Below are 25,217 nucleotides of genomic sequence, written 5' to 3' on the forward strand. Positions count from 1 at the left end.
AGCCTTACCTTCGTTCGCTACCGGCTGTGGATCCGGAGGACATTTCCATGCCCATGCCCGCGCGCTCCCCGCGCACCGTTCTCAGCGCGGCGAGCACCGCCCTCGCCGTGCTCGCCGCGGCCCTGCTGACCGCCCTGCTCCAGGCCCCCGCCGCCCAGGCGGCGGACCGCGCCGTGCAGGGCGGCCGACTGGACTGGGGCATCAAGTCCTCCTTCCAGAGCTATGTCACCGGGCCCATAGCGAAGGGGAGTTACTCCCTGACCCAGGGCGCGGCCACGGTCGGCGCCAGCACCTTCCGCTTCCACTCGGCGACCGGCTCCTACGACGGCTCGACCGGCGCGTTCCGGGCCGCCTTCTCGGGCGGAGTGCACTTCACCGGCCACCGCCAGGCGGGCGGCGGCTACCAGCTGGACCTCACGCTCAGCCGTCCCACCGTGCGCGTCGCGGGCTCCTCCGGGACCCTCTACGTGGACGTCGTCAGCAAGGCGAAGGGCACCGGGGCGGTCACGACGTCCTCGCAGGTGCCCTTCGCCTCCCTCTCCCTGGCCGGGATCGACATGCGCGGCGCCGGCACCTCGGTCGCCCTGAACAACCTGCCCGCCACCCTCACCGCACAGGGCGCCACGTCCTTCGCCGGGTACTACACGGCCGGGACCCCGCTGGACCCGGTCAGCCTCTCGGCGGACGTACGCCCCGAGGACCGCGCCCCCGCCGGAGCCCCGTCCGGCCCGGCCACCCCGTCCGCCAACGCCCCCGCCCACAAGGCCGCTTCCGGCGGCGCGATCGTGACCGGCGCCGTCGACTGGGGCGTACGCCGCACCTTCCGCGAGTACGTCACCGGGGACATCGCGCGCGGCAGGTGGACGCTGTCCGACGGCGCCCAGGACGGCGGCGCCCTCTTCCGCTTCCCCTCGGGCACCGGCACCTTCGAGGACGGCACGCTGCGCGCCGCCTTCCGGGGCACCGTCCGCTTCACCGGCGCACACGGCCTGGACCTGCGCCTCACCGGCCTGCGCGTCACCGTCGAGGACGGCCGCGGCACCCTCTCGGCCGATGTGAGCAGCACCGCCCTGACAGGCAGCAACGTCCCCCTGGTCACCTTCACCGCCAAGGGCCTCACCGCCCGGGACGGACTGGCGCGGGTCACCGAGGCGCCCGCCGTCCTCACCGAGCGCGGCGCCCGCGCCTTCGGCGGGATGTACCCGGCGGGCACCGCGATGGACCCGGTCTCGGTGGCCGTCGCCCTCACCGCGGGCGCCGCCCTGCCCGCACTGCCCGACCTCGGCACCGCGCCGGCCGCCTCCGCCCCGGCGTCCGCCGCCCCGAAGGCGGCCGAGGGCTCCGGTCCCGCGGCCGAGCCCGTGGCGGCCTCCGGCCACGACGACGGCGACGGCTTCCCGGTCCTGCCGCTCGTCCTGGTCGCGGCCGGTGTCCTCGTGGCCTCCGCGCTCGGCACGCTGATCGTCCGCGGCAGGCGCCGCGCCCGCCCGGCCGCCGAGGACACCGCCGCGGCCGAGGACACGGCCCCCGCGTCCAAGACCTCCTGACACCCGCCGCGGCACAGCGCTGCGGCAGCACGGCAGCACAGCGCCGCGACACCGCGCGCACGCATCCGCCCACCCGTCCCGCAGGCCCGCACCGGGCCGCTCCCCGCACGAGGAGAACCACCATGTCCCGCACCACCGGAGGCCGTTCCCGCAGACGGCCCCTCGCCCTCGCCGCCGCCGTGGCCACCGTCACCGCCACCGTCGCCTCGGTGGGCGCCGCCGCGCTGGCCGGCGCCCCCGGCGCGGCGGCGGCCGACCGGCCCCTCAGCGGTTACGAACTCACCTGGGGCATCAAGGACTCGTACCGCTCCTACGTCACCGGCCCCTACGCCAAGGGCACCTTCACCACCGCCGACGGCGCCGTGCAGGCGTCCGGCAACGGCGCCTTCACCTTCACCGAGGGCCAGGGCACCTACAACGGCACCACGCACGCCGTGCACCTCACCTTCAAGGGCACCCTGACCGCCGAGTCCAGCGCCCACCGCTTCAAGCGGGTGCTCAGCGACTTCCAGTACGACAGCGGCACCGGCGTGCTCACCGCCGATCTGACCGCCGACGACGGCACCACCCAGCAGGACGTGCCGTTCGCCGAGGTCGCCGCGCCCACCAGCGCGGACATGACCGGCCTGGCCACCAAGCTCACCACCCAGGCCGGCACCTTCCTCGGCAGCGACACCTACGCGGGCGCGGCGGGCGACCCGCTCTCGGTGGTGAAGAAGGAGGTCCCGGCGTCGCCGAGCCCGTCCACCGGCCCCTCCACGGAGCCGTCCGCCCCGTCCTCGCCCTCGGCGTCCGCCTCCTCCTCCCCGACGCAGAGCACCGGGACCTCCCCGTCCCCCTCGGCATCGGCCACCGGCGGCACGAGCACCTCCCCGGCCCCGTCCTCGTCCGCCACCGCGACGGGCTCCTCCGCCCCGGTCCCGGCCAAGGGCGTCCTCGCGGACGGACGGCTCACCTGGGGTGTGAAGGCGTCCTTCCGGTCCTATGTGACGGGCTCGCTCGCCAAGGGCACCATCACGGTGTCCGGCGGGGCGTCCCAGGCGTCCGGCAACGGCGCGTTCACCTTCACCGACGCCACCGGCAGCTACGACACCCAGGCCGGCACCCTGTCCGCCGCGTTCAAGGGCGCGGTGAACTTCAAGGGCCACAAGGGCGAGGGCGAGGGCGGCGGTTACGGTCTCGACCTCACCCTCAGCGGTGTCAAGGCGTCCTTCTCCGGCACGTCCGGCAGGCTCACCGCCGATGTCACCAGCCTCGGCAAGCTCTCCAAGGGCGTCGTCCTGGCCGATCTGAAGGCCCCCGCGGGCGGGCTCAGCCCGAAGGGCGACGTCATCTCCCTGAGCGGGGTGAGCGTGACGCTGACCGACGCGGGCGCCACGGCGTTCAGCGGCTTCTACCCCAAGGGCACCGTGCTCGACCCGCTGAACCTGTCGGTGGCCCTCACCGACGGCGCCGAACTCCCCTCGGGCGACGGCACGTCGGGCTCCTCCGGCGGCGCGGGCTCCGCGGGCACCGGCGGTGAGGCGGGCACGGGCGGCGGATCGGCGTCCGGCACCGGCGGCACGGCGGGCGGCATCGGTTCCACGACCGGGGGCACCGGCTCCACGATCGGCGGCGGCAGCCTCGCCTCCACCGGTTCCGGAGTGCCGGTGGCCGCCCTCGGCTCGGCCGCCGCGGCGGCCGTGGCGGCGGGCGCGGGCGTGGTGTTCGCGCTGCGCAGGCGGCGCAACGCCACCCAGGTCTGACGGCAGATCCGGCAGATCCGGCAGGAGACCCGGCAGAAGGGGGGGCGGGACCGGTCCGCTGTGCGACCGGTCCCGCCCCCCTGCGGCGCCCGGGTGCTTGAATGCCCCGGTGACCGACTACGACGTGCTGCGCGTGTTCTGCGCGGCGAACGGCGGCTACGGCAACGAACTCGGTGTCGTCCGCGACGGATCCCTGCTGCCCGACTCCGACGAGCGCCAGGCGCTGGCCGCGAAACTCGGCTTCAGCGAGACCGTGTTCGTGGACGACCCCGAGCGGGGCGTCATCGACATCCGCACGCCGACCCTGCGGCTGCCCTTCGCGGGCCACCCCTGCGTGGGCGCGGCCTGGCTCCTGGACGTCCCCGAGCTGCGCACCCCGGCGGGCCCGGTCGGCACCCGCCTGGACGGCGAGTTCACCTGGATCGAGGCCCGCCCGGAGTGGGCCCCGCCGCGCACCCTGCGCCGGTACGCGAGCGCCGCCGAGATCGACGACCTGGCGGTGCCGCCGCCCGGCGAGTGGCTCTACGCCTGGGCGTGGGAGGACGAGGCGGCCGGGCGGATCCGCGCCCGCGCCTTCCCCGGGCGCGGGGACGGCATCGAGGAGGACGAGGCCACCGGCGCCGCCGCGCTGCTGCTGACCGCGCGGCTGGGCCGCGCCCTGAACATCGTCCAGGGCGCGGGCTCCCAGATCCTGACGGCCCCGCAGCCGGAGGGCTGGGTGGAGATCGGCGGCCGGGTGGTCCTGGAGCGCTGACGCCCGGCGGCGGGGCCGGGCCCGCTCACGCGGTGAGCGGGAACTCCTCGCCCAGCGCCCGGAAGACGGCGGTGTTCAGGGCGAACGCCCGCTTGCACTCCGCCACGATCCGCTGCTTCTCCAGGTCGTCGGCCCGTACGCCGTCCAGCAGTTCGCGGTACTCCCGCTTGAAGGCGGCCGGGTTGGCGACCTCCTCGAAGGTGTAGAAGCGCACGCCGTCGCCCCTGCGCTCGAAGCCCCAGGTGCGCTCCGCGCGGTCGCGGATGATCTGGCCGCCGGACAGGTCGCCGAGGTAGCGGGTGTAGTGGTGGGCGATGTACCCGGCCGGCCACTGCTCCCGGCACTCCCGCACCCGGGCCGCGTACGCCTCGGTCGCGGGCAGCGCGCGCAGGCCCGCGCGCCAGCCGGTCCCGCGCAGATGCGCGAGGTCGCGCTCCAGTGCGGACAGCCGGAACAGCTCGGGCCGCACGAAGGGCCCGGCCACCGGATCGGCGGCGAGCCGGTCGGCGCCCGTCTCCAGGGCCGCGTAGACGAACCAGAGCTGCTCGGTGTAGCGCGCGTACGCCTCCAGGTCGAGGCGGCCGCCGAGCAGGTCGCTCATGAAGGTCGAGTTCTCCGCCTCCACGTGCTGTTCGTGGGAGGCGGTGCGCAGGAGAGTCGAGAAGGAGTCCATGAGGGGATCCTCTAAGGTAAGGCTTACCTAAGTCAATGCCTTGCCGACGTCTGGTCGGTAAACTTTCCGACGCGCTGTCGGTAAAACCGTACCGCGACACGCGAGGGCCCGCCTCCCCTGGGGAAGGCGGGCCCTCGTGAGACGTGAGACGTGAGACGTGAGACGTGAGACGGCTGCGCGGCGGCGGCGCCGCACGGGTCACGGCAGCGTGAGGATGTCCGCTCCGGTCTCGGTCACCACGAGCGTGTGCTCGAACTGCGCGGTGCGCCTGCGGTCCTTGGTGACGACCGTCCAGCCGTCCTCCCACACGTCGTACTCGATGGTGCCCAGCGTCAGCATCGGCTCGATGGTGAAGGTCATGCCGGGCCGCATCACGGTGGTGGCGTGCGGGCTGTCGTAGTGCGGCACGATCAGCCCGGAGTGGAAGGACGTGTTGATGCCGTGCCCGGTGAAGTCGCGGACCACGCCGTAGCCGAAGCGCTTGGCGTACGACTCGATGACCCGGCCGATGACGTTGATCTGCCGGCCCGGCCGGACCGCCTTGATCGCGCGGTTCAGCGTCTCGCGGGTGCGCTCCACGAGCAGCCGGCTCTCCTCGTCGACGTCGCCGACGAGATAGGTGGCGTTGTTGTCGCCGTGCACCCCGCCGATGTACGCCGTCACGTCCAGGTTGACGATGTCGCCGTCCCGCAGCACCGTCGAGTCCGGGATGCCGTGGCAGATGACCTCGTTGACCGAGGTGCACAGCGACTTGGGGAAACCGCGGTAGCCGAGCGTGGACGGATAGGCGCCGTGATCGCACATGTACGCGTGCGCCACCCGGTCGAGTTCGTCCGTGGTGACGCCGGGCGCGATGTGCTTGGCGGCCTCCTCCATCGCCCGCGCGGCGATCCGCCCGGCGACCCGCATCGCCTCGACGGTCTCCGGGGTCTGCACCTCGGGCCCCGTGTACGGCTTCGGCGCGGGCCTGCCGACATACTCGGGGCGGCGGATGTTTCCGGGCACGGAACGGGCGGGGGACAGCTCCCCGGGGACGAGCAGTGACTGGCCAGACATGCCGGTGAGTCTATCCAGCGCCGATGGGGGAACATGTCGGTGGCGAGAGGAGCTGGTCATGGCCCTGTTCAAGAAGCGCACCGCGGGCAAGCCGGGTGAGTGGTTCTACTGTCTGGAGCACCAGAAGGTCGAGGAGGGGCCGGAGTGCCCCGCCAAGGACCGGTTCGGTCCGTACGCCTCCCGCGAGGAGGCCCAGCACGCGATGGACACCGCGCACGAGCGCAACCTCCAGTGGGAGACCGACCCACGCTGGCACGACACCCCACCCGGCGACCGCCCCCCCGGCCCCGGCCAGACCTGACCACCCCGCCCCCGCACCACCCCTCACCACGCCGTCGGCCACGCCCACGCACTCCGGCGCACAAGGCCCCGCCGCCCCCACCCGACGCCCGGGGCCGGGGGCCGGGGGGCGAGGGCTGGTCCGGCGCCTGGCGGGCCGGGCGGGTCCGGGGCCGTCCGGCGGCCCGCCGCCTGCGGCTTGCCGCGTGCTCACGCGCTTCCGGAGTGTGGGTGGCCCGTTGCTCCCGGGCGCCCGGCACCGGAGGGCGAGGGCTGGTCCGGTGCCTGCGGGGCGGGCGGCCCGGGGCGGCTCGGCGGCCCGCCCGAAAGCCTGCCGCTGTAGCTCGCCGCGCGCCTATGTGGCCCTGCCGCGTGGATGACCTGTCGTTTCCCGCGGCCCAGGACTGGCGCCGCGGGACGGTTCGTCGCTTGCCCGCCGGGCGGGTCCGGGGCCGTCCGGAGGGCTGCTGGTGCGGCGGCCGTCCACCGACCTACTGCCCCTGCGACTTGCCGCGTCGTGGAGCCGTCTACGCGCCCTCAGTGTGGACGGCTCGTCGCGTTCCGGTGCCCGGGACCGGGGCCGTGGGCGGGTCCGGCGCCTGCGGTCCGGGCGGGTCCAGGGCCGTTCAGCGGTCCGCCCGGAACCCGCCGCCTGCGGCTTGCCGCGTGCTGATGCGCCCTCGGCGTGCGGATGGCCCGTCGTTTCCCGGGGCCCGGGAATCCGGGGCCGTGGGCCGGTTCGTCGCTTGCCCGCCGGACGGATCCGGGGCCGTCCGGCGGGCCGCCGGTGCGGCGGCCGTCCGCAAGCCTGCCGCCTGCGGCCGCCCGCGCCCTGCCCAGGGGCACGCCCAGGTGCCCTTACCGTGCGGACGTTCCGCCGCCTCCCGGGACCAAGGCGCGGGGCGGGCCCAGGCCAGGTTCTTCGGCGGGCCCTCGGTAGGTGCCGGTAGGGCGGTCGGCCGTGGGACCGTCGTCCGGTGCACGGGGCCGCTGGGGTTCGGCGGGGCCCCGGTCAGGCGGCCGTGCGCAGGCCCGGCGAGCGGAGTTCGCGCTGGCGTACCGCGTGTTCGTTCGTGCGGACGTCGTAGGCCATCAGGCCGGGCAGGCAGAGGGCGAGCAGGCCGACCGCGCCCGCGCACAGGACGCCGCCGGACCACACGGACGCCCGTACGCCCCACCAGGCGGCGAGCCCGCCGGAGCGGACCTGGCCGAGCTGCGGGCCCACCGAGTACGAGAGCAGCTCGATCCCGGCCAGCCGGCCGCGCAGCTCGTCCGGGATGGTCTGGTTCCACATGGCGCCCCGGAAGATCCCGCTGACCATGTCGCAGCCGCCCGCCACGGCGAGGAACAGCAGCACCAGCCAGACGTTCCCGGCCACCCCGGCGGCGGCGATGGCCAGACCCCACAGCAGGGCCGCGAGGACCACCATCCGGCCGTGCCGGTGCACCCGCGAGGTCCAGCCGCTGGTCACGCTCACCAGCAGCGACCCGAGCGGCACGGCGGCGTACATCAGCCCCAGCGACCAGCGGGCGTCCAGTTCGTCCGCGAGGAACGGCAGCACCGCCAGCGGCATCGCCAGGAACATCGCGGCCAGGTCCACCGCGTAGGTGCCCAGCAGCTCCTTGCGGTTCCAGGCGTAGCGGGCGCCCTCCGCGACGGCCCGCAGCGACGGCTTCGCGGCCTCGTGGGAGGCGGGCTGCGCGGCGATGCGGACCACCAGCACCACCGAGAGGGCGAAGGTCGCGAAGTCGGCCGCGTAGGCCGGGGCCAGGCCCGCGTACGCCACGATCACACCCGCCACCGCCGGACCGGCCACCCCGCCCACGGTCCAGCGCAGCGAGTTCAGCGCGGTCGCCGCGGGCAGGTGCTCATGGGCCACGATGCGCGGCCACAGCGCGTCCAGCGCGGGCCGCTGCACGGCGGTCAGCGCGGAGGACAGCGCCGCCACCACGTACAGCGGCCACACCGCCGGGTGCGGCAGCAGGGCGTCCACCAGCAGGACGGCGCTGAGCACCCCGAGGCCGGCCTCGGTCCACAGGATCAGCCGCCGCTTGTCCATCGCGTCCGCGAGCGCCCCGCCGTACAGCCCGAACACGATCAGCGGCACCAGCTCCACCGCGCCGATCGCGCCGACCGCCGCCGCCGAGCCGGTCAGCTCCTTCATCTGCACCGGCAGCGCGACGAAGGTCAGGAACGTACCGAAGTTGGAGATCAGCCCGGACACCCACAGCCTGCGGAAGTCGCGGGAGGAGCGCCACGGGGCGAGATCCGGCAGCAGCGCCCGCAGCCCGGACGGCGGCTCGGCGGGCTCGGCGGGCTCGGCGGACTCCGCGACGGGCGGGGCGCCGGACGGAGCAGGCGGAGAGGCGGGGGGAGGCGGAGAAGCAGGAGCAGACGGAGAAGCAGGAGAAGACGGGACGTGATCGGTCACGTCGGGTCATGTTCAGGCACAGGCCCGGCTGGGGCAAACGGGTTTTCCCGGGGCGGACTCCCCGGGGCCTACCAGCGGGCGGGCGGCGGAGCCGTCAGCGCCTCCGCCAGCCGGGACAGCCGGTCCCGCCACCGCCCGCGCCCGCGCGGCCCCGGCAGCGGGTTCTCCCCGGCCGCCGCGCTGACCAGGTGCTGCACGGTGTCCAGGTCCAGTTCGCCGCCGTCCGGCACCGCCAGCGTCTCGTGTGCCATCGCCGCCAGCTCGCCGCCGCCCGCGCCCAGCGCCAGCACCGTCGCCCCGGCCCGCCGCACGTCGTGCACCCGCGTCAGCAGCTCCGCGGGCTCGCCCCCGCCGCCGGGCACCTCGGGCGCCACCACGAGCAGTGTCTCGCCGCGCCGGGCCGCCGCCAGCCGGCCGAGCCCGACCGCGAGGTGCGCCGGATCCGCGGGACCCGCGCCGTGCCGCACCAGGGTCGGCGCCAGCTCGGGAGTGCCCGACCAGGCGGCCTCGTCCACCAGATGCGCGGCCAGATGCCACGGCTCGTGCTCCGGCGTGCCCACCAGCAGCAGCCCGCCCCCGTGCGCCACCACAGAGCCGCGCAGCGCCCCCGCGAACCGCCGGGTGGCGGCCAACCACTCGGTCCCGGCGAGCACTTCGCGCAGCAGCGCGACCCGTACGGCGTCCATGGGAGCGCATGCTGCCCCAAACGGCCGTTCCCGGCGCGCAGTTCGCACCCGGTTCGCCCGCACCGGGGACACCGGGCGGCACCGCTGACCCGGCTCACCCGGACGGGTGGGGGAGGGGCCGCGGACGTAGAGTCGGCCCATGACCTCTACCGACAGTGCACAGAAGGCCCCCGCCAAGGACCCCTGGGACCTGCCCGACGTCTCCGGACTGGTCGTCGGCGTGCTCGGCGGGACCGGCCCGCAGGGCAAGGGGCTCGCCCAGCGGTTCGCCCGGTCCGGCCAGAAGGTGATCATCGGCTCGCGGGCCGCCGACCGGGCGCGCGCGGCGGCCGAGGAGATCGGGCACGGCGTCGAGGGCGCCGACAACGCCGAGACCGCCCGCCGCAGCGACGTCGTGATCGTCGCGGTGCCCTGGGAGGGCCACGGCAAGACCCTGGAGTCGCTGCGCGAGGAACTGGCCGGCAAGCTCGTCGTGGACTGCGTCAACCCGCTCGGCTTCGACAAGAAGGGCGCCTACGCGCTCACCCCGGAGGAGGGCAGCGCCGCCGAGCAGGCCGCCGCCCTGCTGCCCGGCTCGCGGGTGACCGCCGCCTTCCACCACTTGTCGGCCGTCCTGCTCCAGGACCCCGCGATCGAGCGGATCGACACCGATGTGATGGTCCTCGGCGAGGAGCGCGCCGACGTGGAGATCGTGCAGGCGCTGGCCGGCCGGATCCCCGGGATGCGCGGGGTCTTCGCCGGGCGGCTGCGCAACGCCCACCAGGTGGAGTCGCTGGTCGCCAACCTGATCTCCGTCAACCGCCGCTACAAGGCGCACGCGGGGCTGCGGCTCACCGACGTCTGAGTGCCGCCCGCGCACCGGTCCGGGACGCGCATGGGGGACACTGGTCGGCGAAGCAGTCCCGAGCAGTGTCCCCGTGTCCCCGACAGGAGCCCGCCCCCATGCCCCGCCTCGCCCTCTACGCCCTGATCGTCTGCGTGCTCACCGTGGCCGCGGCCGTCGTCTCCTTCGTCCAGGGCAGCTGGCTGGGGATCGTGTGGGTCCTGCTGGCCGGACTGTCGTCCAACATGACCTGGTACTACCTGCGCCGGGGCCGCGCGGCCCGCGGCGGCTCGGTCACCGGCTGACCGCGCAGTACTCGTTCGTCCCCTGCCAGAAGCGGTACAGCTCCTGACCGCAGTAGCGGTCCTGGTCGTCCACGCCCAGATGGCCCAGGACCGCGTGGACCGCGTCGAAGAAGGCGCTGTTGACCGAGGGCAGCCACAGCAGCGCGAAGACGAACACCAGTCCGAACGGCGCGAACGGCTCCACCTGGCGCTTCAGCCCCTGCGACAGCCACGGCTCCAGCACGCCGTAGCCGTCCAGGCCCGGGACCGGCAGGAAGTTGAGCAGCGCGGCCGAGACCTGGAGCAGCGCGAGGAAGGCGAGCGCGTACCGGAAGTCGCCCGGCACCCCGTCCAGCGCGCCCAGCCAGAACGGCGCGGTGCACACCGCCGCGAACAGCACGTTGGTCAGCGGCCCGGCCGCCGAGACCAGGCTGTGCCGCCAGCGGCCCCGGATCCGGCCCCGCTCGATGAAGACCGCGCCGCCGGGCAGCCCGATCCCGCCCGCGATCACGAAGATCACCGGCAGTACGACGCTCAGCAGCGCGTGCGTGTACTTCAGCGGGTTCAGCGTCAGATAGCCCTTCGCGCCGACCGTGATGTCCCCGCTGTGCAGCGCGGTGCGGGCGTGCGCGTACTCGTGCAGGCACAGCGAGACGATCCAGGCCGCCGTCACGAACAGGAACACCGCGACACCGGGCCGCTCGGCGAATCCGGTCCAGGTGGCCCACCCGGTGACGGCGGTGACGGCCAGGATCCCCAGGAACACGGGGCTGATCCGGCGGTCGTCGCGGCGGGCGGTGGCGGTGGTCATGGGCGGGGCGCTCCAAAGGACGGTCCGGTGCCGGGCGCGACCGGCGGGTGGGGTCGACCGTACCGGTGACACGGGGGGAACGTGCTGCGGTGGGCTTGCGGTTCCTGATAGTCGGTAGGCTGGAATCGACTCGACCAGGGAGGTGTCGTGACCACTACCGAGGAGTGGGTGGCAGATGCGCTTGAGGCAGTTCACCTGCCCAGGCGGCTGCGACTCCGCCTGACACGGAACGGACTCACGGTGGTACCTGTCACGCAGGCGCATCTCATGACCCAGCGCCGCATCGCGAACCAGATCGAGACATCGGCGCCGGGCTGGGTGCCGATCGGTGAGTTCAAGATCGTTCCCCGGCGTGAGGGCTACTCGCCCGAGCCGGATGTCTCCGCCCTGCCGGAGAGCGAGTGGAACTCCGGCAAGAGCGAGTTCGACGAGGGACACCTGCCCTTCGTCGTCGAAGTCGTCTCCCCCGAGAGCAGGAACCGCGACTACAGCACCAAGCCCGACCACTACGCGCTGCGCGGCATCCCCGCCTACCTCGTCGTCGATGTGCTCAGCGCCCGCTGGACCCTGCTGACCCGGCCCCAGGACGGCGTCTACCGGCACGAGGAGTCCGGCGCCTTCGGGGACGAGATCCGCATTCCCGTCGCCGACCAGACCCTGACCCTCGACTCCTCCCAGTTCGTCCGCATCTGAGACACCTGTCCTCGCCGCTTTCCCGCCGCTTTCCGCCACGAGGAAACCCCCGAGCGGCTCCGGGGCGTCCCCGGGGACAATGGACCCCGTGCGCTACCGCATCCTCGGCACCACCCAGGCATTCCGCTCCGACGGCACCGCCGTCCCGGTCGGCGGTGCGCGGCTGCGCGCCCTGCTGACCGTGCTCGCCCTGCGGCCCGGACGTACGGTCCCGGTGTCCGTCCTGGTCGACGAGGTCTGGGAGGACGATCCGCCCGCCGACGCCACGGGCGCGCTCCAGGCCCTGGTCGGACGGCTGCGCCGGGCGCTCGGCGCCGACGCGGTGGCCTCCGCCGAGGGCGGCTACCGGCTCACCGCCACGGCCGACGACATCGATCTGCACCGGTTCGAGCGGCTGGCGGGCGAGGGTCTGGCCGCGCTCGCCGACGGCGACCCGGCGAAAGCCGCCGCCACCCTCGACGACGCCCTCGCCCTGTGGCACGGCCCCGCCCTCGCCGACCTGCCCGACCGCACCGCCGAGGCGGCCCGCTGGGAGACCCGGCACCTGGATGTGTGCCGGGCCCGCCTGGCCGCCGCGCTCGCCCTCGGCGACACCGACCGGGCCCTGCCCGAGCTGACCGCCCTGTGCGACACCCACCCCCTGGACGAGCCCCTCCAGGCGCTCAGGCTGCGCGCCCTGCACGAGGCCGGCCGCACCGCCCAGGCGCTCGCCGCCTACGAGGACGTACGGCGGCTGCTGGCCGACCGGCTCGGCTCCGACCCGGGGCCCGAACTGCGCGCGCTGCACGGGCGGCTGCTCGGCGGCGACGGACCGCGGCAGGACCGGCGGCGGGGCACCGGCGGCCCGGACCCGTACGCCACCGCCATCGCCCCCGGCCGCCCGGCGGCCGCCGCTCCCGCCGACCCCGCGCCCCCGGCCGCCGCCCCGGCGCCGCCGTCCAGCAACCTGCGCGCCCGGCTGACCTCCTTCGTGGGCCGCGAGAGCGACATCGACGCGCTCCGCGCCGACCTGGCAAGCGCGCGGCTCATCACGCTCCTCGGGCCCGGCGGGGCCGGCAAGACCCGGCTGTCGCAGGAGGCCGCCGAGGCCCTGCGGCCCGCCCCGCCGGACGGCGTGTGGCTGGCGGAGCTGGCCCCGGTCGACGACCCGGACGCGGTGCCCGAGGCGGTGCTGACCGCGGTGGGCGCCCGCGAGACCGTGCTCTACGGCGCCGGTGCCGAGGAGATACGGGCCGCCGTCGCCGACCGCCACGACGACCCGGTCGAACGGCTCGTCGAGCACTGCGCCCGCCGCCGCATGCTCCTGCTCCTGGACAACTGCGAGCACGTCGTCGACGCCGCCGCCCACCTCGTCGAGGAACTCCTCGCCCGCTGCCCCCGCCTCACCGTCCTCGCCACCAGCCGCGAACCCCTCGGCGTACCGGGCGAACTGCTGCGCCCGGTGGAGCCGTTGCCCGATCCGGTCGCGCTGCGCCTGTTCGCCGAGCGCGGCGCCGCAGTACGGCCCGGGTTCCGCACCGACGCCGACGCGGACACCGCCGCCGCCTGCGCCGAGATCTGCCGCCGTCTGGACGGGCTGCCGCTCGCCATCGAACTGGCCGCCGCCCGGCTGCGGATGCTCTCCCCGCGGCAGATCGCCGACCGGCTCGACGACCGCTTCCGGCTGCTCACCTCCGGCAGCCGCACCGTGCTGCCCCGCCAGCAGACCCTGCGCGCCGTCGTCGACTGGTCCTGGGACCTGCTGGACGCGGGGGAGCGGGAGGTGCTGAGCCGGCTGTCCGTCTTCGCCGGGGGCTGCGACCTGGCCGCCGCCGAGGCCGTGTGCGGTCCCGCCGCCTTCGACGCCCTCGGCTCCCTGGTCGACAAGTCGCTGGTGGTGGCCGCGCCCGCCGCCGACGGCGCGATGCGCTACCGGCTCCTGGAGACCGTCGCCGAGTACGCCGCCGAACGGCTGGCACAGACCGGCGGCCGGGCCGCGGCCGAACGCGCCCACCTCGTCCACTACCGCGAAGTGGCCCGCACCACCGACCCGTTGCTGCGCGGCTCCGGCCAGCTCGCCGCCATCGCCCGCTTCGAGCTGGAGTACGAGAACCTGCGCACCGCCCTGCGGCACGCCGTCGCCGAACGCGACGAGCAGGAGGCGCTGTGCCTGATCCACTCCCTGGGCACGTACTGGCAGATGCGGGACGTGCGCATCGAGGCCCGCAACTGGTGCGCGGACGTCATGGCGTTCACCCCCGACCCGTTCGCCGAGCCGGTGCGCCGCGCGGTGCCGGTGTGGCAGCGGTGCACGGACGCCCCGCCGCCGATGAGCGACGACGTCCTGGCGGAGGCCCGCCGCGGCCTGCATCTGCTCCACCTCGCCTGCATGGACACCGAACTGGAGGCGTGGGAGACCCCCGAGGCCAAGCGGAAGCTCCGGGCCGTCACCGAGGTCTACGAGCCCGGCCTGCCCCAGACCTGCCGCTACCCCGGCATGCTGTGGTTCTTCGCGGTGATACTGAGCGGCGACATGGTGCGGCTGCGTACCGTCATCGACGCGACCGTGGCCACCTGCCGCAGCACCCCCGGCTACGAGCACGAACTGGCCGGCGCCCTCCAGATGCGGGCCAACCTGCTGGCCAACCGCGTCGAGTGGACCGGCGACGCCACCCGCGACGCCGACGAGTCGCTGGAGATCTACCGGAGCTTCGGGGACGCCTGGGGCGCCGCCGAGGCGCTGTCCGCGCGCGGCGAGTCCCATGAGCGCGCCGGACGGTATCTGCGGGCCGCCGCCGACTACGAGGAGGCCGTGGAACACGCCGAACGGCTCGGCGCGCGTGCCCAGACGGCGGTGCTCCAGTCGCGGCTGGGCAGCGTCCTGATCGAGGCGGGCGAGGCGGAGCAGGGCGAGCGGCTGCTGCGCGAGGTGATCGACGGCAGGCTGGGCGCCGGGAACGAGGCGATGCCCGCCGCCCGGCTCTTCCTGGCCGGTCACCTCGGCATGACCGGCCGCATCTCGCAGGGACGCGAGCAACTGCGGCTGCTGCGCGAGGAGTTCGGCATCTCCCACTTCATCGTCTTCGACTCCTTCATCCTGGGCGCCGAAGCGTGGCTCGACGCGGTCGACGGCCGCCCCGAGGAGGCGCTGGCCAAGGCGGGACAGGCGATGCGGGGGGCCGGTGACCCGCTGTCCCTGGCCATCGCCCCGCACATGCGCGCCCTTTATCTGATGGTCGGCGCGATGGCCCTGGCCGCGCTCGACGGCGGCGGACGGGCCCGGGACGCGGCCCGCTGCCTGGCCGCCGCCGACGCCCTGCTGTCCGTCGGCCATATCTCCTCCGCCATGGAACGCCATGTCCGGGACCAGGTCGTGGAGCAGATCCGGGGCACGCTGGGCGCCGACGGCTTCGAGGCCGCGTACGCCGAGGGCGGCGGCCTCTCCCCGGAGGAGGCCGCCGCCCTGTTCTGAGGCGCGCGGCCTCAGGTCTTGGTGCGGAACTTGTGGATGGCGAGCGGCGCCGCGACGGCGGTGATCGCGACCGACCAGGCCACGGTGATCCACAGGTCGTGCGCGACCGGGCCGCCCAGCATCAGACCGCGGGCCGCGTCGGCGAGCGTGGAGAGCGGGTTGTAGTCGGTGAAGTGCTGGAGCCAGCCCGGCATCGACTGGGTCGGCGCGAAGATCGACGAGCCGAACTGGAGCGGGAAGAGCACCAGGAAGCCCATCGCCTGCACGGACTGCGCGTTCTTCAGCATGACGCCGAGGGTGAGGAACACCCACATGATCGACGAGGCGAACAGCGCCGACAGGCCGACGGTGGCGAACAGACCGGCCCAGTGGGTGATGTGGAAGCCGACCAGCGCGGCGACGACCATCAGCACGACCGTGGCGAACAGCATCCGGAACAGCTCGACCGCGATCTTCGCGAACAGCACCGAGCCGCGGCCGATCGGCAGCGACCGGAAGCGGTCCATGACACCGCTGTTGAAGTCCTGGCTGAAGCCCGTGCCGACGCCCTGGGACAGCGTCATGCTGTTCATCGCCAGCATGCCCGGGATGACGTACTGCACGTACTGCGACTGGCCGCCGCCCAGCGCCTGCCCGATCGAGCCGCCGAAGACGTACACGAACAGCAGGGTGAAGACGATCGGCATCAGCAGCGCGTCGAACATGGACTCCGGGTCCTGGCGGATCCAGAGCAGGTTGCGCCGGATCAGCGCGCCGGTGTGCCGCAGATGCCCGCGCAGCGGGATCCGCACGTCGGCGGTCGGGATCCGAGTGGTGACGGCGCTCATACGGCGACCTCCTCGCGGGCGTCGGCGGGGCTGGCGTCCTGCGGGGCACTGGCGCGGTGGCCGGTGAGGGACAGGAAGACCTCGTCCAGGCTGGGCAGTTCGGTGGTGATGGAGGTGATGGTGATGCCGCGCGCGGTCACCGCGCCGACCACGGCGGTCAGCTGCTCGTCGCTGAGGACGGGCACCAGCAGGGAGCCGGTCTCGGTGTCCACGGTGGTCGTCGCCAGCCCGGTGATGCCCAGCTCGTCCAGCATCCCGGCGAGCGGGCGCAGTTCGCCCGGGTCGGCCGGCCGGACGCGCAGGGTGCGCCCGCCGACCTTGGCCTTCAGCTCCTCGATGCGGCCGCCCGCGATCACCTTGCCGCGGTCGACCACGGTCAGCTCGGAGGCGAGCTGCTCGGCCTCCTCCATGTACTGGGTGGTCAGCAGCACGGTGACACCGTCGCCGACCATCGTCTTGACCTCGTCCCAGACCTCGTTGCGGGTGCGCGGGTCCAGGCCGGTGGTCGGCTCGTCCAGGTAGAGCACCGAGGGGCGTCCGATCATGGACGCGGCCAGGTCGAGGCGGCGCCGCATGCCGCCGGAGTAGGTGCTGGCCGGGCGCTTGGCCGCCTCGGTGAGCGAGAACCGCTCCAGCAGCTCGTCGGCGCGGGTGCGGGCGTCCTTGCGGGACAGGTCCAGCAGCCGCCCGATCAGATAGAGGTTCTCCCAGCCCGGCAGCTTCTCGTCCACGGACGCGTACTGCCCGGTGAGCCCGATGACCCGGCGCAGCTGCCGGGGCTGGCGCACCACGTCGTACCCGGCGACGGTGGCCTCGCCGGAGGTGGGGGCCAGCAGGGTGGAGAGGATGCGGACGAGGGTGGTCTTGCCCGCGCCGTTCGGCCCGAGCACGCCCATCACGGTGCCCTCGCGCACATCGAGGTCGACGCCGTCCAGCGCCTTGGTCTCGCCGTAGTGCTTGACCAGTCCCCGTACCGTCACGGCGATCCCCGCGCCGCCGGGGTGCTTGTCGATTCGTGTCATGGCGAAGACGATGCCATCCCCCACCGACAAACCACCGACAGTCCGCCGACGCCCGCCCGGCCGCCGCCGACAGGAATCCGGGCGCGGTGGCCGGGCGCCGGGCGGGGCGTCCGCTCAGCGGTGCAGCGGTGCGGTCGCCTCCGGTACGTGGCCGGTGACGACGCGGGCCGCGGGGACCTCGGCCGGACGGCGGCGGTCGACGGCCTGCGCCGCGGCGGCCACGGCCAGGCCGAGGACGGCCAGGGCGCCGCCGGCCAGCGCCGGTGAGGTCGCGCCGAAGCCCGCGGCCAGCGCGAGCCCGCCGATCCAGGCGCCCCCGGCGTTGGCCAGGTTGAAGGCGGCCTGGTTGGCGGAGGAGGCCAGCGAGGGGGCCGCCGCCGCCTTCTCCATCACCATGAGCTGGAGCGGGGAGCCGGTGACGAAGGCGGCCGTGCCGAGCAGGGTCACCGCGAGCGCCGCGCTCCACCCGGCCCGCATCAGCACCGGGAAGAGGAGCAGCACGACGGCCAGCGAGGCCAGCCCGCCGAAGAGGGTGCCGCGCATCGCGTGGTCGGCGAGCCGCCCGCCCAGCAGGTTGCCCGCGGTCGCGCCGACGCCGAACAGGGCCAGCAGCAGGGTCACGCTGGACTCGGCGTACCCGGCGGTGCCGGTGAGCATCGGCGTGATGTAGCTGTAGGCGGCGAACAGCGCGCCGAAACCGGCCACGGTGGTCAGCAGCGCCAGCCACACGGGCAGCGAGCGCAGGGCGGCCAGTTCACCGCGCAGTCCGGCCGCCGGGGCGGCGTGCGCGGGGTCGCGGGGGATGAGCAGGGCGAGCGCGGCGATGGCCGCCACGCCGATCGCGCCGACCCCGAGGAACGTCGCCCGCCAGCCCAGGTGCTGGCCCATGAGCGTGGCGACCGGGACCCCGGCGACATTGGCCACGGTGAGGCCGAGGAACATCAGCGACACCGAGCGGGCCTTGCGCTCGGGCGGCACCATCCCGGTGGCGACCACCGCGCCGACGCCGAAGAAGGCGCCGTGCGGCAGTCCGCTCAGGAAGCGGGCCGCCAGCAGCCAGTTGTGGCCGGGGGCGAGGGCGGACAGCGTGTTGCCCACGACGAACAGCGCCATCAGGCCGATCAGCACCCGGCGGCGGGACATCCGGGAGGTGAGCGCGGCCAGCAGCGGGGCGCCGATGACCACGCCCAGCGCGTACGCGGAGACCAGGTGCCCGGCGGCGGGGATCGAGATGCCCAGGTCGTCGGCGACGTCGGGCAGCAGCCCCATCATGACGAACTCGGTCGTGCCGATGCCGAAGGCGCCCACGGCGAGGGCGAGCAGGGCCAGGGGCATGAAAGACCTTTCGGGGTGGGTTCCGTACAGCGTGCGACTTGTATGTTCAGCTGCGGAACAAAGTCTTTCAGGCCCGGTATTCCAGCAGGTTACGAGCTGGTTGCCGATGTGGTGACCTTCACACGCGCCGCGATCGGCAGATGGTCGCTGTCCGTGCGCGGCAGCGTCCAGGAGCTTACCGGCTCCACGCCCCTGACCATGATCTGGTCGATCCGGGCCAGCGGGAACGAGGCCGGCCAGCTGAAGCCGAAGCCGCTGCCCGCCGCGCCCTGCGTCGAGCGCATCTGGGAGGTGACCGCGCCCAGCGAGCGGTCGTTCATCGTGCCGTTCAGATCGCCGAGCAGCACCACCCGCTCCAGCTTCTCGTGCGCGATGGCCGTGCCCAGCGCGGTCGCGCTGTGGTCCCGCTGCTGCGCGGTGAACCCGGCGTTCAGCTTCACCCGCACCGAGGGCATATGGGCGACGTACACCGCGAGCGGGCCCTCGGGCGTGGCCACCGTGGCACGCAGGGCACGGGTCCAGCCGAGCCGGAGGTCGACCGGGCGGACCGCGCTGAGCGGGTACTTGCTCCACACCCCCACCGTGCCCTCCACGGCGTGGTACTTGTACGCCGACGACAGCGCCCGCTCGTACACCGGCACCGCGGCGGCCGTCAGCTCCTCCAGCGCCAGCACGTCCGCGCCGGACGCGGCGACCTCGCGCGCGGTGCCGGTCGGGTCGGGGTTGTCCGCGTTGACGTTGTGCGTGGCCACCGTCAGATCACCGCCGCCGCCGGTCTTGTCGGTGACCAGACCGCCGAAGAGGTTCAGCCAGACGGCGACGGGCAGCACCAGCGCGATCAGCGCGGTGGCCGACTTGCGCACCAGCGCCACCACCAGCAGCACCGGCACGAGCAGCCCCAGCCAGGGCAGGAAGGTCTCCGTCAGACTGCCCAGGTTGCCGACCCGGTTGGGGATGTGCGAGTGCAGCAGCATCACCAGCGCGGCCAGCACCGCGAGGACCGCCGAGACGATGCCCCGCCGCCAGATCCGGCGGTCGCCGCGCCAGCCGCGCAGCAGCCGGTCCAGCAGGCGCCGAATCCGGTTCTCCGAGCGCTCGGGCCCCGAGCCGCCGTCGTCCGTCTCCGTCAAGTACGCCTGCTGCGCCATACCGTCGCCTCACTGCCTGCCGTGCCTGCCGTGCACCGTCACCCCGTGGGCTACGACCCTAGGGGATGATCGGCTCCGTTCCTGCCGTCCATGACGGCCGTACGAGCACGAGGACGAGCGAGCCGGGGCGCGGAGTTCCGGTCACGCCGTGCGGGGCCTGCTCTGTGACGAAACGGGCACATTCACTCCGGCGCCGGACCGGCCGGGCGCGGCACGGGCCGCAGGCCCTCCAGGACCGTGTCCACGATCTGCTCCGACAGCCCCTCGGGCAGGTCCAGGTCGGGCCGCATGATGCTGCGCACCAGCAGGGGTCCGACGAGGATGTCGTTGAGCAGTTCCACGTCGACGTCCGCGCGCAGTTCACCGGTGAGCTGGCCGCGGCGCAGCAGCTCCACCTGGATCCGGCGCCGGGGCTCGACGACGGTGGCGTGGTAGGCGCACCAGATCTTCGGGCTGCTCTTCATCTGGGCGTAGACGTTGTGCAGGATCGCCGAGGAGCGGCTGATCAGCCCGCGTCGGCGCAACTGCTCCAGCAGCGCCACCAGATCGTCGCGCATGGAGGTGCCGGGCAGATCGGGGTCGGGCGGTTCGGCGGCGCGCACGACGTCGACGAACAGCTCCTCCTTGCCGCTCCAGCGGCGGTAGATGGTGGCTTTGCCGACGCCCGCCGTCCGGGCGATGCGCTCGATGGAGAGCTCGGCCAGCGGCACGCCCTCCTCCAGGAGCTTCATCACCCCCTCGACGATGGCGCGTTCCACCGCCTCGCTCCGGGGGCGGCCCCTCACGGGGCACTCCGGGGCGGCTTGGCTGTCGGCGAGGCTCACCTGAGACGTCCTTTCGTCGTACCGGGTCATTGTCCACCCGGTGGCCGGCGGTGCTGCTGCCCACCGCCGGCCGGCCGCCCCCGTCATGACTGCTCCGCCCCCGCTTGTGTGCCGCCCCCTCGCGCGTCTTGCGCGGCGGCGCTCAGTCGGCCGCCGCCACCAGTTCCGGTTCCTCCTGGTTCTCGGGCCGGCGCGGGGTGCGGCCGGGCAGGAAGACGGCCACCACGACCGCGCCGGCCAGCGCCACCACGGTGCCGCACAGCGAGGTCACGTGCATGGCGTGCAGGAAGGCGTCGTTGGCCGGGCCGACCAGCGCCTGCCCGCGCGGGCCCAGTTTCTCGGCGACGCCCAGCGTGGCCTCGATGGACTCGCCCGCCGTGCCGCGCAGGTTCGCCGGGAGCATCCCGAGCTTGCCCTCGATGCTGTCGCGGTACGCGGTGGAGAGCACCGAGCCGAGCACGGCGATGCCGAGCGCGCCGCCGACCTGGCGGAAGGTGTTGCTCAGCGCGGAGGCCGAGCCCGCCTTCTCGCGGGGCAGGGCCTGCATGATGACCACGCTGGTCGGCGTCATGATGTGCGCCATGCCGGTGCCCATGAGGAAGAAGGCGACCTCCAGCACCCAGATCGGGGTGTCGGCATCGAACGCGGCGAACGCGGCGAGCATCCCGGCCAGCAGCACCAGGCCCGCCGTGGTGGTCGCCTTGTAGCCGAAGCGGTCGACGACCAGCCGGGCCCGCGGCGCGAAGATCATCTGCGCGGCGGCCAGCGGGATCATGAGCAGGCCGGACTCCAGCGGGGAGTAGCCGCGCACGCTCTGGGTGTAGAAGACCGAGAAGAAGGTGACGCCCATCAGGGCGAAGAAGACCAGCGCGATGGCGGCCATGGCGGCCGAGAAGACCTTGTTCTTGAAGTAGGTGACGTCCAGCGACGGGTGGTCGCTGCGCTTCTCGAAGACGATGAACGCCGCGAGGACGACGACACCGGCGATGATGGTCGCCAGCACGGTCGGGTCGGTGAAGTCGGCCAGTTCGCCGCCCTTGATGATGCCGTAGACGAGCAGCACCAGACCGATCACGGACAGCACGACGCCGATGGGGTCGAGGCGGCCGGGGCGCGGGTCGCGCGAGTCGGGCACCAGCCAGATCATCAGCGCCACCGCGGCGACGACGATCGGCACGTTGATCAGGAAGACCGAGCCCCACCAGAAGTGGTCGAGCAGCAGACCGCCGGTGATCGGGCCGATGGCGATGGCGAGGCCGACACCGCCCGCCCAGATGCCGATGGCCTTGGGCTGCTCGTCGCGCTCGAAGACGTTCATCAGCACGGCGAGGGTGGCCGGCATGACGAACGCGGCGCCCACGGCCATCAGGGCGCGGTAGGTGATCAGCTGGCCCGGCGAGCCGGACTCGGCGGCCAGCGCGGAGCCGATGCCGAAGACGACGAGGCCGCCCAGCAGCACCTTCTTGCGGCCCACCCGGTCCCCGATCAGGCCCGAGGTGAACAGCAGTCCGGCGAAGACGAGCGTGTAGGCGTTGATCGCCCACTCCAGCTCGCTCTGGGTGGCACCCAGCCCGGTCGGGGCCGGGGTCGAGATGGTCTTGATGGCGACGTTCAGGATCGAGTTGTCGAGCACCACTATCAGCAGGCTCAGCATCAGGACGCCGAGGATCGCCCAGCGGCGGCGGTGCACCGCCGCCGGGATCCCGGGCCCCGGGGCGGCGCGGTCGGCAGGAGTAGTCATGGGCCCGAGCGTAGGGCCATTGCGATACGGAACCGTCTCGTATCGGAAATCCTTTGCTCAGATCTTACGACCGGCCGCCTTGCCCGGCCCGCGCCCGCTCGAAGCGCACACCGGCCCACGGCGGACCGAGACTTGAGGCACACGGGGGTCCTCTGGCCCGCCGCGGGCGGAGATGTCACCATGGAGGGGAGTCCGGGGACGCCGTCAGGGCGCCTCGAGATGATTGAAGGAGCCGTTGCAATGACGCAGCTTCCGGCTGCCCAGCCTGCACAGAAGAGCACCTCCGACGGCAGTGCCCACACGCTGTACGGAGGAAAGGGCACCCGCCGCATCACCGTCCGCGACCTCGCCCTCGCCAAGGAGCGCGGCGAGAAGTGGCCCATGCTCACCGCCTACGACGCGATGACCGCCTCCGTCTTCGACGAGTCCGGCATCCCCGTGATGCTGGTCGGCGACTCGGCGGGCAACTGCCACCTCGGGTACGAGACCACCGTCCCCGTCACCCTCGACGAGATGGCCATGATGGCGGCCGCCGTGGTGCGCGGCACCCGGCGCGCCCTCATCGTCGGCGACCTCCCCTTCGGTTCCTACCAGGAGGGTCCGGTGCAGGCGCTGCGCTCGGCCACCCGCCTGGTGAAGGAGGCGGGGGTCGGCGCCGTGAAGCTGGAGGGCGGCGAGCGCTCACACGAGCAGATCCGCCTGCTGGTGGAGGCCGGCATCCCGGTCATGGCCCACATCGGCCTGACCCCGCAGTCCGTCAACGCCATGGGCTACCGCGTCCAGGGCCGCGGCGAGGAGGCCGCCCAGCAGATGCTGCGCGACGCCAAGGCCGTCCAGGACGCGGGCGCCTTCGCCGTCGTCCTGGAGCTGGTCCCGGCGGAGCTGGCGGCCGAGGTGACGCGGGTGCTGCACATCCCGACCGTCGGCATCGGCGCCGGACCCGACACCGACGCCCAGGTCCTCGTCTGGACGGACATGCTCGGCCTGACCGGCGGCCGGGTGCCCAAGTTCGTCAAGAAGTACGCCGACCTGCGCGGTGTCCTGGGCGACGCGGCGCGGTCCTTCGCCGAGGACGTGATCGGCGGAGCGTTCCCGCTGGAGGAGCACTCCGTCCACTGATCCGCCGGCCCACCCGGACCACTGCGGAAACACCCGGAACAGCCCCGCCGATCTTCCCCCGTCGGCGGGGCTGTTCTCCGTTCCGCGCCCGTTCCGCGCCGGGTGCTACGCCTGCTCGCGCCAGCCGTCGGTGATCGGCAGCCTGCGGTCCTTGCCGAAGCCCTTGGCGGAGATCTTGGTGCCCGGCGGGTACTGGCGCCGCTTGTACTCGGCCCGGTCGACCATCGTCAGCGTCTTCACGACCAGCTCGCGGTCGTAGCCCGCCGCGACGATCTCGTCGCCGCCCCGGTCCCGGTCCACGTACAGCTCCAGGATCGCGTCCAGCACCGGGTAGTCCGGCAGCGAGTCCGTGTCGACCTGCCCGGGGCGCAGCTCCGCGCTCGGCGGCTTGCTGATCGAGTTCTCCGGGATCGGCGGGGTCTCGCCGCGCTCGGCGGCGGCCCGGTTGCGCCACTCGGCCAGCCGGAACACCGACGTCTTGTACACGTCCTTGATCGGGCCGTACGCGCCCACCGAGTCGCCGTACAGCGTCGAGTAGCCCACCGCCAGCTCCGACTTGTTGCCGGGGGCGAGGACGATGTGGCCCTCCTGGTTGGAGACCGCCATCAGCAGGGTGCCGCGCAGCCGGGACTGGAGGTTCTCCTCGGCCAGCCCGGTCAGCCCCAGCGCGCCCATGTACGCGTCGAACATGGGGGCGATCGACACCGTGCGGAAGTGCAGCCCGGTGCGCCGGGCCAGCTCGGCCGCGTCGCCCTTGGAGTGCTCGGAGGAGTACTTGGACGGCATCGAGATCCCGTACACGTTCTCCGCGCCCACCGCGTCGCAGGCGATCGCTGCGACCAGCGCCGAGTCGATGCCGCCGGACAGACCGATGAGGACGGACCGGAAGCCGTTCTTGCGGACGTACGCCCGCAGGCCCGTGACGAGCGCCGTGTAGACCTCCTCGTCGTCGTCCAGCCGCTCGGTGTACCCGCCGGTGAACCGCGGCTCGTACGCGGGCAGCGGCTCCTCGGACAGCACCACCCGCTCCACGCGCAGCCCGTCGTCCACCCGCTGCCCGTCGGCCGCCGCGTCGGCCGCCACCCCCGGCAGGTCCAGGTCCAGCACCACACAGCCCTCGGTGAACTGCGGTGCCCGCGCGATCACTTCGCCGTCGGCGCCGACCACGATGGAGTCGCCGTCGAAGACCAGCTCGTCCTGGCCGCCGGTCATGGCCAGGTAGGCGGTGGTGCAGCCGGCCTCCTGGGCCCGCTTGCGCACCAGCTCAAGGCGGGTGTCGTCCTTCTCCCGCTCGTAGGGGGAGGCGTTCACGGACAGCAGCAGGCCCGCGCGCGCGGTGCGGGCGGCCGGGACGCGCCCGCCGTCCTGCCACAGGTCCTCGCAGATGGCGAGCGCCACGTCGACGCCGTGCACCCGCAGGACGGGCATGGTGTCGCCGGGCACGAAGTAGCGGAACTCGTCGAACACGCCGTAGTTCGGCAGGTGGTGCTTGGCGAAGGCCAGCACCACCTCGCCGCGGTGCAGCACCGCCGCCGCGTTCCGCGGCGCACCGGCCGGCATGCCGTACTTCGGCTGGGCGGTCTCGCAGCGGTCGAGATAGCCGACGACGACCGGCAGCTCCCCGAGGCCCTCCTCGGCGAGCCGGGCGGCGAGGGCGCGCAGCGCGGCCCGGGACGCCTCCACGAAGGACGACCTGAGCGCCAGGTCCTCGACGGGATACCCGGTCAGCACCATCTCGGGGAACGCCACGAGATGCGCTCCCTGCTCGGCGGAGTGCCGGGTCCAGCGGACGACCGCCTCGGAGTTCGCGGCGAGGTCGCCGACGCGCGAGTCGGTCTGGTTCAGGGCGAGACGTAGTTGAGGCACGTCCACCAGTGTAATCGTCAGAGCGACGCGATGGGGGGACGGGCGGTGTGGGCCGCCCCACGCCGGAGGCGGCGCGGGCCGGGCGCACGCACGGGCGCCCGC

Annotated in this window: 21 protein-coding genes; 9 read left to right on the forward strand and 12 right to left on the reverse strand. The window is 73.8% G+C overall.

Annotated elements, in window-relative coordinates:
• Positions 1 to 47 precede the first annotated feature (47 nt).
• The 3 genes from ACWDYF_RS05395 to ACWDYF_RS05405 all read left to right on the forward strand — a co-directional run bounded on the left by ACWDYF_RS05395 (position 48) and on the right by ACWDYF_RS05405 (position 4,046).
• A complete protein-coding gene (locus ACWDYF_RS05395) occupies positions 48 to 1,547 on the forward strand; it encodes an HtaA domain-containing protein (protein ID WP_389472412.1) in 1,500 nt (499 codons plus the stop codon).
• A 122-nt stretch (positions 1,548 to 1,669) separates the two neighbouring features.
• A complete protein-coding gene (locus ACWDYF_RS05400; RefSeq protein WP_389472415.1) occupies positions 1,670 to 3,292 on the forward strand; it encodes an HtaA domain-containing protein in 1,623 nt (540 codons plus the stop codon).
• Positions 3,293 to 3,401: 109 nt separating this feature from the next.
• Complete coding sequence (locus ACWDYF_RS05405) at positions 3,402 to 4,046, forward strand: PhzF family phenazine biosynthesis protein (RefSeq protein WP_389474003.1); 645 nt, start codon at positions 3,402 to 3,404, stop codon at positions 4,044 to 4,046.
• 25 nt (positions 4,047 to 4,071) lie between these two features.
• Here ACWDYF_RS05405 and ACWDYF_RS05410 read toward each other — a convergent pair whose 3' ends face one another.
• Complete coding sequence (locus ACWDYF_RS05410) at positions 4,072 to 4,719, reverse strand: biliverdin-producing heme oxygenase (protein WP_381743572.1); 648 nt, start codon at positions 4,717 to 4,719, stop codon at positions 4,072 to 4,074.
• Between the two features lie 198 nt (positions 4,720 to 4,917).
• Positions 4,918 to 5,775: a type I methionyl aminopeptidase gene (map, locus tag ACWDYF_RS05415; RefSeq protein ID WP_381743574.1), complete on the reverse strand. Its 858-nt coding sequence runs from the start codon at positions 5,773 to 5,775 to the stop codon at positions 4,918 to 4,920.
• Positions 5,776 to 5,833: 58 nt separating this feature from the next.
• Here map and ACWDYF_RS05420 point away from each other — a divergent pair, with 58 nt between their 5' ends.
• A complete protein-coding gene (locus tag ACWDYF_RS05420; protein WP_381743575.1) occupies positions 5,834 to 6,076 on the forward strand; it encodes a hypothetical protein in 243 nt (80 codons plus the stop codon).
• A 990-nt stretch (positions 6,077 to 7,066) separates the two neighbouring features.
• Here the strand turns inward: ACWDYF_RS05420 and ACWDYF_RS05425 are convergent.
• Together ACWDYF_RS05425 and ACWDYF_RS05430 are read right to left on the reverse strand one after the other, a co-directional pair.
• Entirely contained in the window at positions 7,067 to 8,341 is a 1,275-nt protein-coding gene (locus ACWDYF_RS05425; protein WP_389474007.1) for an MFS transporter, read from the reverse strand.
• Between the two features lie 212 nt (positions 8,342 to 8,553).
• Entirely contained in the window at positions 8,554 to 9,171 is a 618-nt protein-coding gene (locus ACWDYF_RS05430; RefSeq protein WP_381743576.1) for a hypothetical protein, read from the reverse strand.
• Positions 9,172 to 9,310: 139 nt separating this feature from the next.
• Between ACWDYF_RS05430 and npdG the strand changes: the two genes are divergently transcribed.
• Together npdG and ACWDYF_RS05440 are read left to right on the forward strand one after the other, a co-directional pair.
• A complete protein-coding gene (gene npdG / locus ACWDYF_RS05435) occupies positions 9,311 to 10,015 on the forward strand; it encodes an NADPH-dependent F420 reductase (RefSeq protein ID WP_064532796.1) in 705 nt (234 codons plus the stop codon).
• 98 nt (positions 10,016 to 10,113) lie between these two features.
• On the forward strand, positions 10,114 to 10,299 hold the full coding sequence (locus tag ACWDYF_RS05440) for a hypothetical protein (RefSeq protein WP_018570507.1): 186 nt from the start codon (positions 10,114 to 10,116) through the stop codon (positions 10,297 to 10,299).
• Here ACWDYF_RS05440 and ACWDYF_RS05445 read toward each other — a convergent pair.
• Complete coding sequence (locus ACWDYF_RS05445; protein WP_389473999.1) at positions 10,289 to 11,089, reverse strand: site-2 protease family protein; 801 nt, start codon at positions 11,087 to 11,089, stop codon at positions 10,289 to 10,291. The two genes, ACWDYF_RS05440 and ACWDYF_RS05445, sit on opposite strands and share 11 nt — an antisense overlap.
• 168 nt (positions 11,090 to 11,257) lie before the next feature.
• Between ACWDYF_RS05445 and ACWDYF_RS05450 the strand changes: the two genes are divergently transcribed.
• The gene (locus ACWDYF_RS05450) at positions 11,258 to 11,782 is read left to right on the forward strand and encodes a Uma2 family endonuclease (RefSeq protein ID WP_451584263.1); all 525 of its coding nucleotides are present in this window, start codon (positions 11,258 to 11,260) and stop codon (positions 11,780 to 11,782) included.
• Positions 11,783 to 11,861: 79 nt separating this feature from the next.
• Entirely contained in the window at positions 11,862 to 15,233 is a 3,372-nt protein-coding gene (locus tag ACWDYF_RS05455; RefSeq protein WP_389473995.1) for an AfsR/SARP family transcriptional regulator, read from the forward strand.
• Positions 15,234 to 15,244: 11 nt separating this feature from the next.
• On the opposite strand, the gene ACWDYF_RS05460 is transcribed toward ACWDYF_RS05455, so the two are convergent.
• The 6 genes from ACWDYF_RS05460 to ACWDYF_RS05485 form a co-directional block, all read right to left on the reverse strand.
• A complete protein-coding gene (locus tag ACWDYF_RS05460) occupies positions 15,245 to 16,060 on the reverse strand; it encodes an ABC transporter permease (RefSeq protein ID WP_389473993.1) in 816 nt (271 codons plus the stop codon).
• Positions 16,057 to 17,082: an ATP-binding cassette domain-containing protein gene (locus tag ACWDYF_RS05465; RefSeq protein ID WP_381743583.1), complete on the reverse strand. Its 1,026-nt coding sequence runs from the start codon at positions 17,080 to 17,082 to the stop codon at positions 16,057 to 16,059. Before ACWDYF_RS05465 ends, ACWDYF_RS05460 begins: the two co-directional genes overlap by 4 nt.
• A gap of 114 nt (positions 17,083 to 17,196) precedes the next feature.
• The gene (locus ACWDYF_RS05470; protein WP_389473991.1) at positions 17,197 to 18,417 is read right to left on the reverse strand and encodes an MFS transporter; all 1,221 of its coding nucleotides are present in this window, start codon (positions 18,415 to 18,417) and stop codon (positions 17,197 to 17,199) included.
• An 89-nt stretch (positions 18,418 to 18,506) separates the two neighbouring features.
• Positions 18,507 to 19,565: an endonuclease/exonuclease/phosphatase family protein gene (locus tag ACWDYF_RS05475; protein WP_037893416.1), complete on the reverse strand. Its 1,059-nt coding sequence runs from the start codon at positions 19,563 to 19,565 to the stop codon at positions 18,507 to 18,509.
• Between the two features lie 182 nt (positions 19,566 to 19,747).
• A complete protein-coding gene (locus ACWDYF_RS05480) occupies positions 19,748 to 20,389 on the reverse strand; it encodes a TetR/AcrR family transcriptional regulator (RefSeq protein ID WP_381743586.1) in 642 nt (213 codons plus the stop codon).
• Positions 20,390 to 20,531: 142 nt separating this feature from the next.
• Entirely contained in the window at positions 20,532 to 22,130 is a 1,599-nt protein-coding gene (locus tag ACWDYF_RS05485; protein WP_389473988.1) for a DHA2 family efflux MFS transporter permease subunit, read from the reverse strand.
• 240 nt (positions 22,131 to 22,370) lie between these two features.
• Here ACWDYF_RS05485 and panB point away from each other — a divergent pair, with 240 nt between their 5' ends.
• On the forward strand, positions 22,371 to 23,249 hold the full coding sequence (gene panB / locus ACWDYF_RS05490) for a 3-methyl-2-oxobutanoate hydroxymethyltransferase (protein ID WP_389473986.1): 879 nt from the start codon (positions 22,371 to 22,373) through the stop codon (positions 23,247 to 23,249).
• A 105-nt stretch (positions 23,250 to 23,354) separates the two neighbouring features.
• Here the strand turns inward: panB and ACWDYF_RS05495 are convergent, their stop codons facing one another.
• Positions 23,355 to 25,115 (reverse strand): NAD+ synthase, encoded by a 1,761-nt coding sequence (locus tag ACWDYF_RS05495; RefSeq protein WP_389473984.1) that lies wholly within the window; start codon positions 25,113 to 25,115, stop codon positions 23,355 to 23,357.
• Positions 25,116 to 25,217: the final 102 nt, after the last annotated feature.

The organism is Streptomyces sp. NPDC003284, assembly GCF_053589675.1.

Coding starts and splice junctions, on each gene's coding strand:
- ACWDYF_RS05420 (WP_381743575.1), top strand. CDS start 5,834: ATGGCCCTGTTCAAGAAGCGCACCGCGGGCAAGCCGGGTGAGTGGTTC.
- panB (WP_389473986.1), top strand. CDS start 22,371: ATGACGCAGCTTCCGGCTGCCCAGCCTGCACAGAAGAGCACCTCCGAC.
- map (WP_381743574.1), bottom strand. CDS start 5,775: ATGTCTGGCCAGTCACTGCTCGTCCCCGGGGAGCTGTCCCCCGCCCGT.
- ACWDYF_RS05465 (WP_381743583.1), bottom strand. CDS start 17,082: ATGACACGAATCGACAAGCACCCCGGCGGCGCGGGGATCGCCGTGACG.
- ACWDYF_RS05460 (WP_389473993.1), bottom strand. CDS start 16,060: ATGAGCGCCGTCACCACTCGGATCCCGACCGCCGACGTGCGGATCCCG.
- ACWDYF_RS05470 (WP_389473991.1), bottom strand. CDS start 18,417: ATGCCCCTGGCCCTGCTCGCCCTCGCCGTGGGCGCCTTCGGCATCGGC.
- ACWDYF_RS05430 (WP_381743576.1), bottom strand. CDS start 9,171: ATGGACGCCGTACGGGTCGCGCTGCTGCGCGAAGTGCTCGCCGGGACC.
- ACWDYF_RS05455 (WP_389473995.1), top strand. CDS start 11,862: ATGGACCCCGTGCGCTACCGCATCCTCGGCACCACCCAGGCATTCCGC.
- ACWDYF_RS05400 (WP_389472415.1), top strand. CDS start 1,670: ATGTCCCGCACCACCGGAGGCCGTTCCCGCAGACGGCCCCTCGCCCTC.
- ACWDYF_RS05475 (WP_037893416.1), bottom strand. CDS start 19,565: ATGGCGCAGCAGGCGTACTTGACGGAGACGGACGACGGCGGCTCGGGG.
- ACWDYF_RS05440 (WP_018570507.1), top strand. CDS start 10,114: ATGCCCCGCCTCGCCCTCTACGCCCTGATCGTCTGCGTGCTCACCGTG.
- ACWDYF_RS05485 (WP_389473988.1), bottom strand. CDS start 22,130: ATGACTACTCCTGCCGACCGCGCCGCCCCGGGGCCCGGGATCCCGGCG.
- ACWDYF_RS05410 (WP_381743572.1), bottom strand. CDS start 4,719: ATGGACTCCTTCTCGACTCTCCTGCGCACCGCCTCCCACGAACAGCAC.
- ACWDYF_RS05395 (WP_389472412.1), top strand. CDS start 48: ATGCCCATGCCCGCGCGCTCCCCGCGCACCGTTCTCAGCGCGGCGAGC.
- npdG (WP_064532796.1), top strand. CDS start 9,311: ATGACCTCTACCGACAGTGCACAGAAGGCCCCCGCCAAGGACCCCTGG.
- ACWDYF_RS05445 (WP_389473999.1), bottom strand. CDS start 11,089: ATGACCACCGCCACCGCCCGCCGCGACGACCGCCGGATCAGCCCCGTG.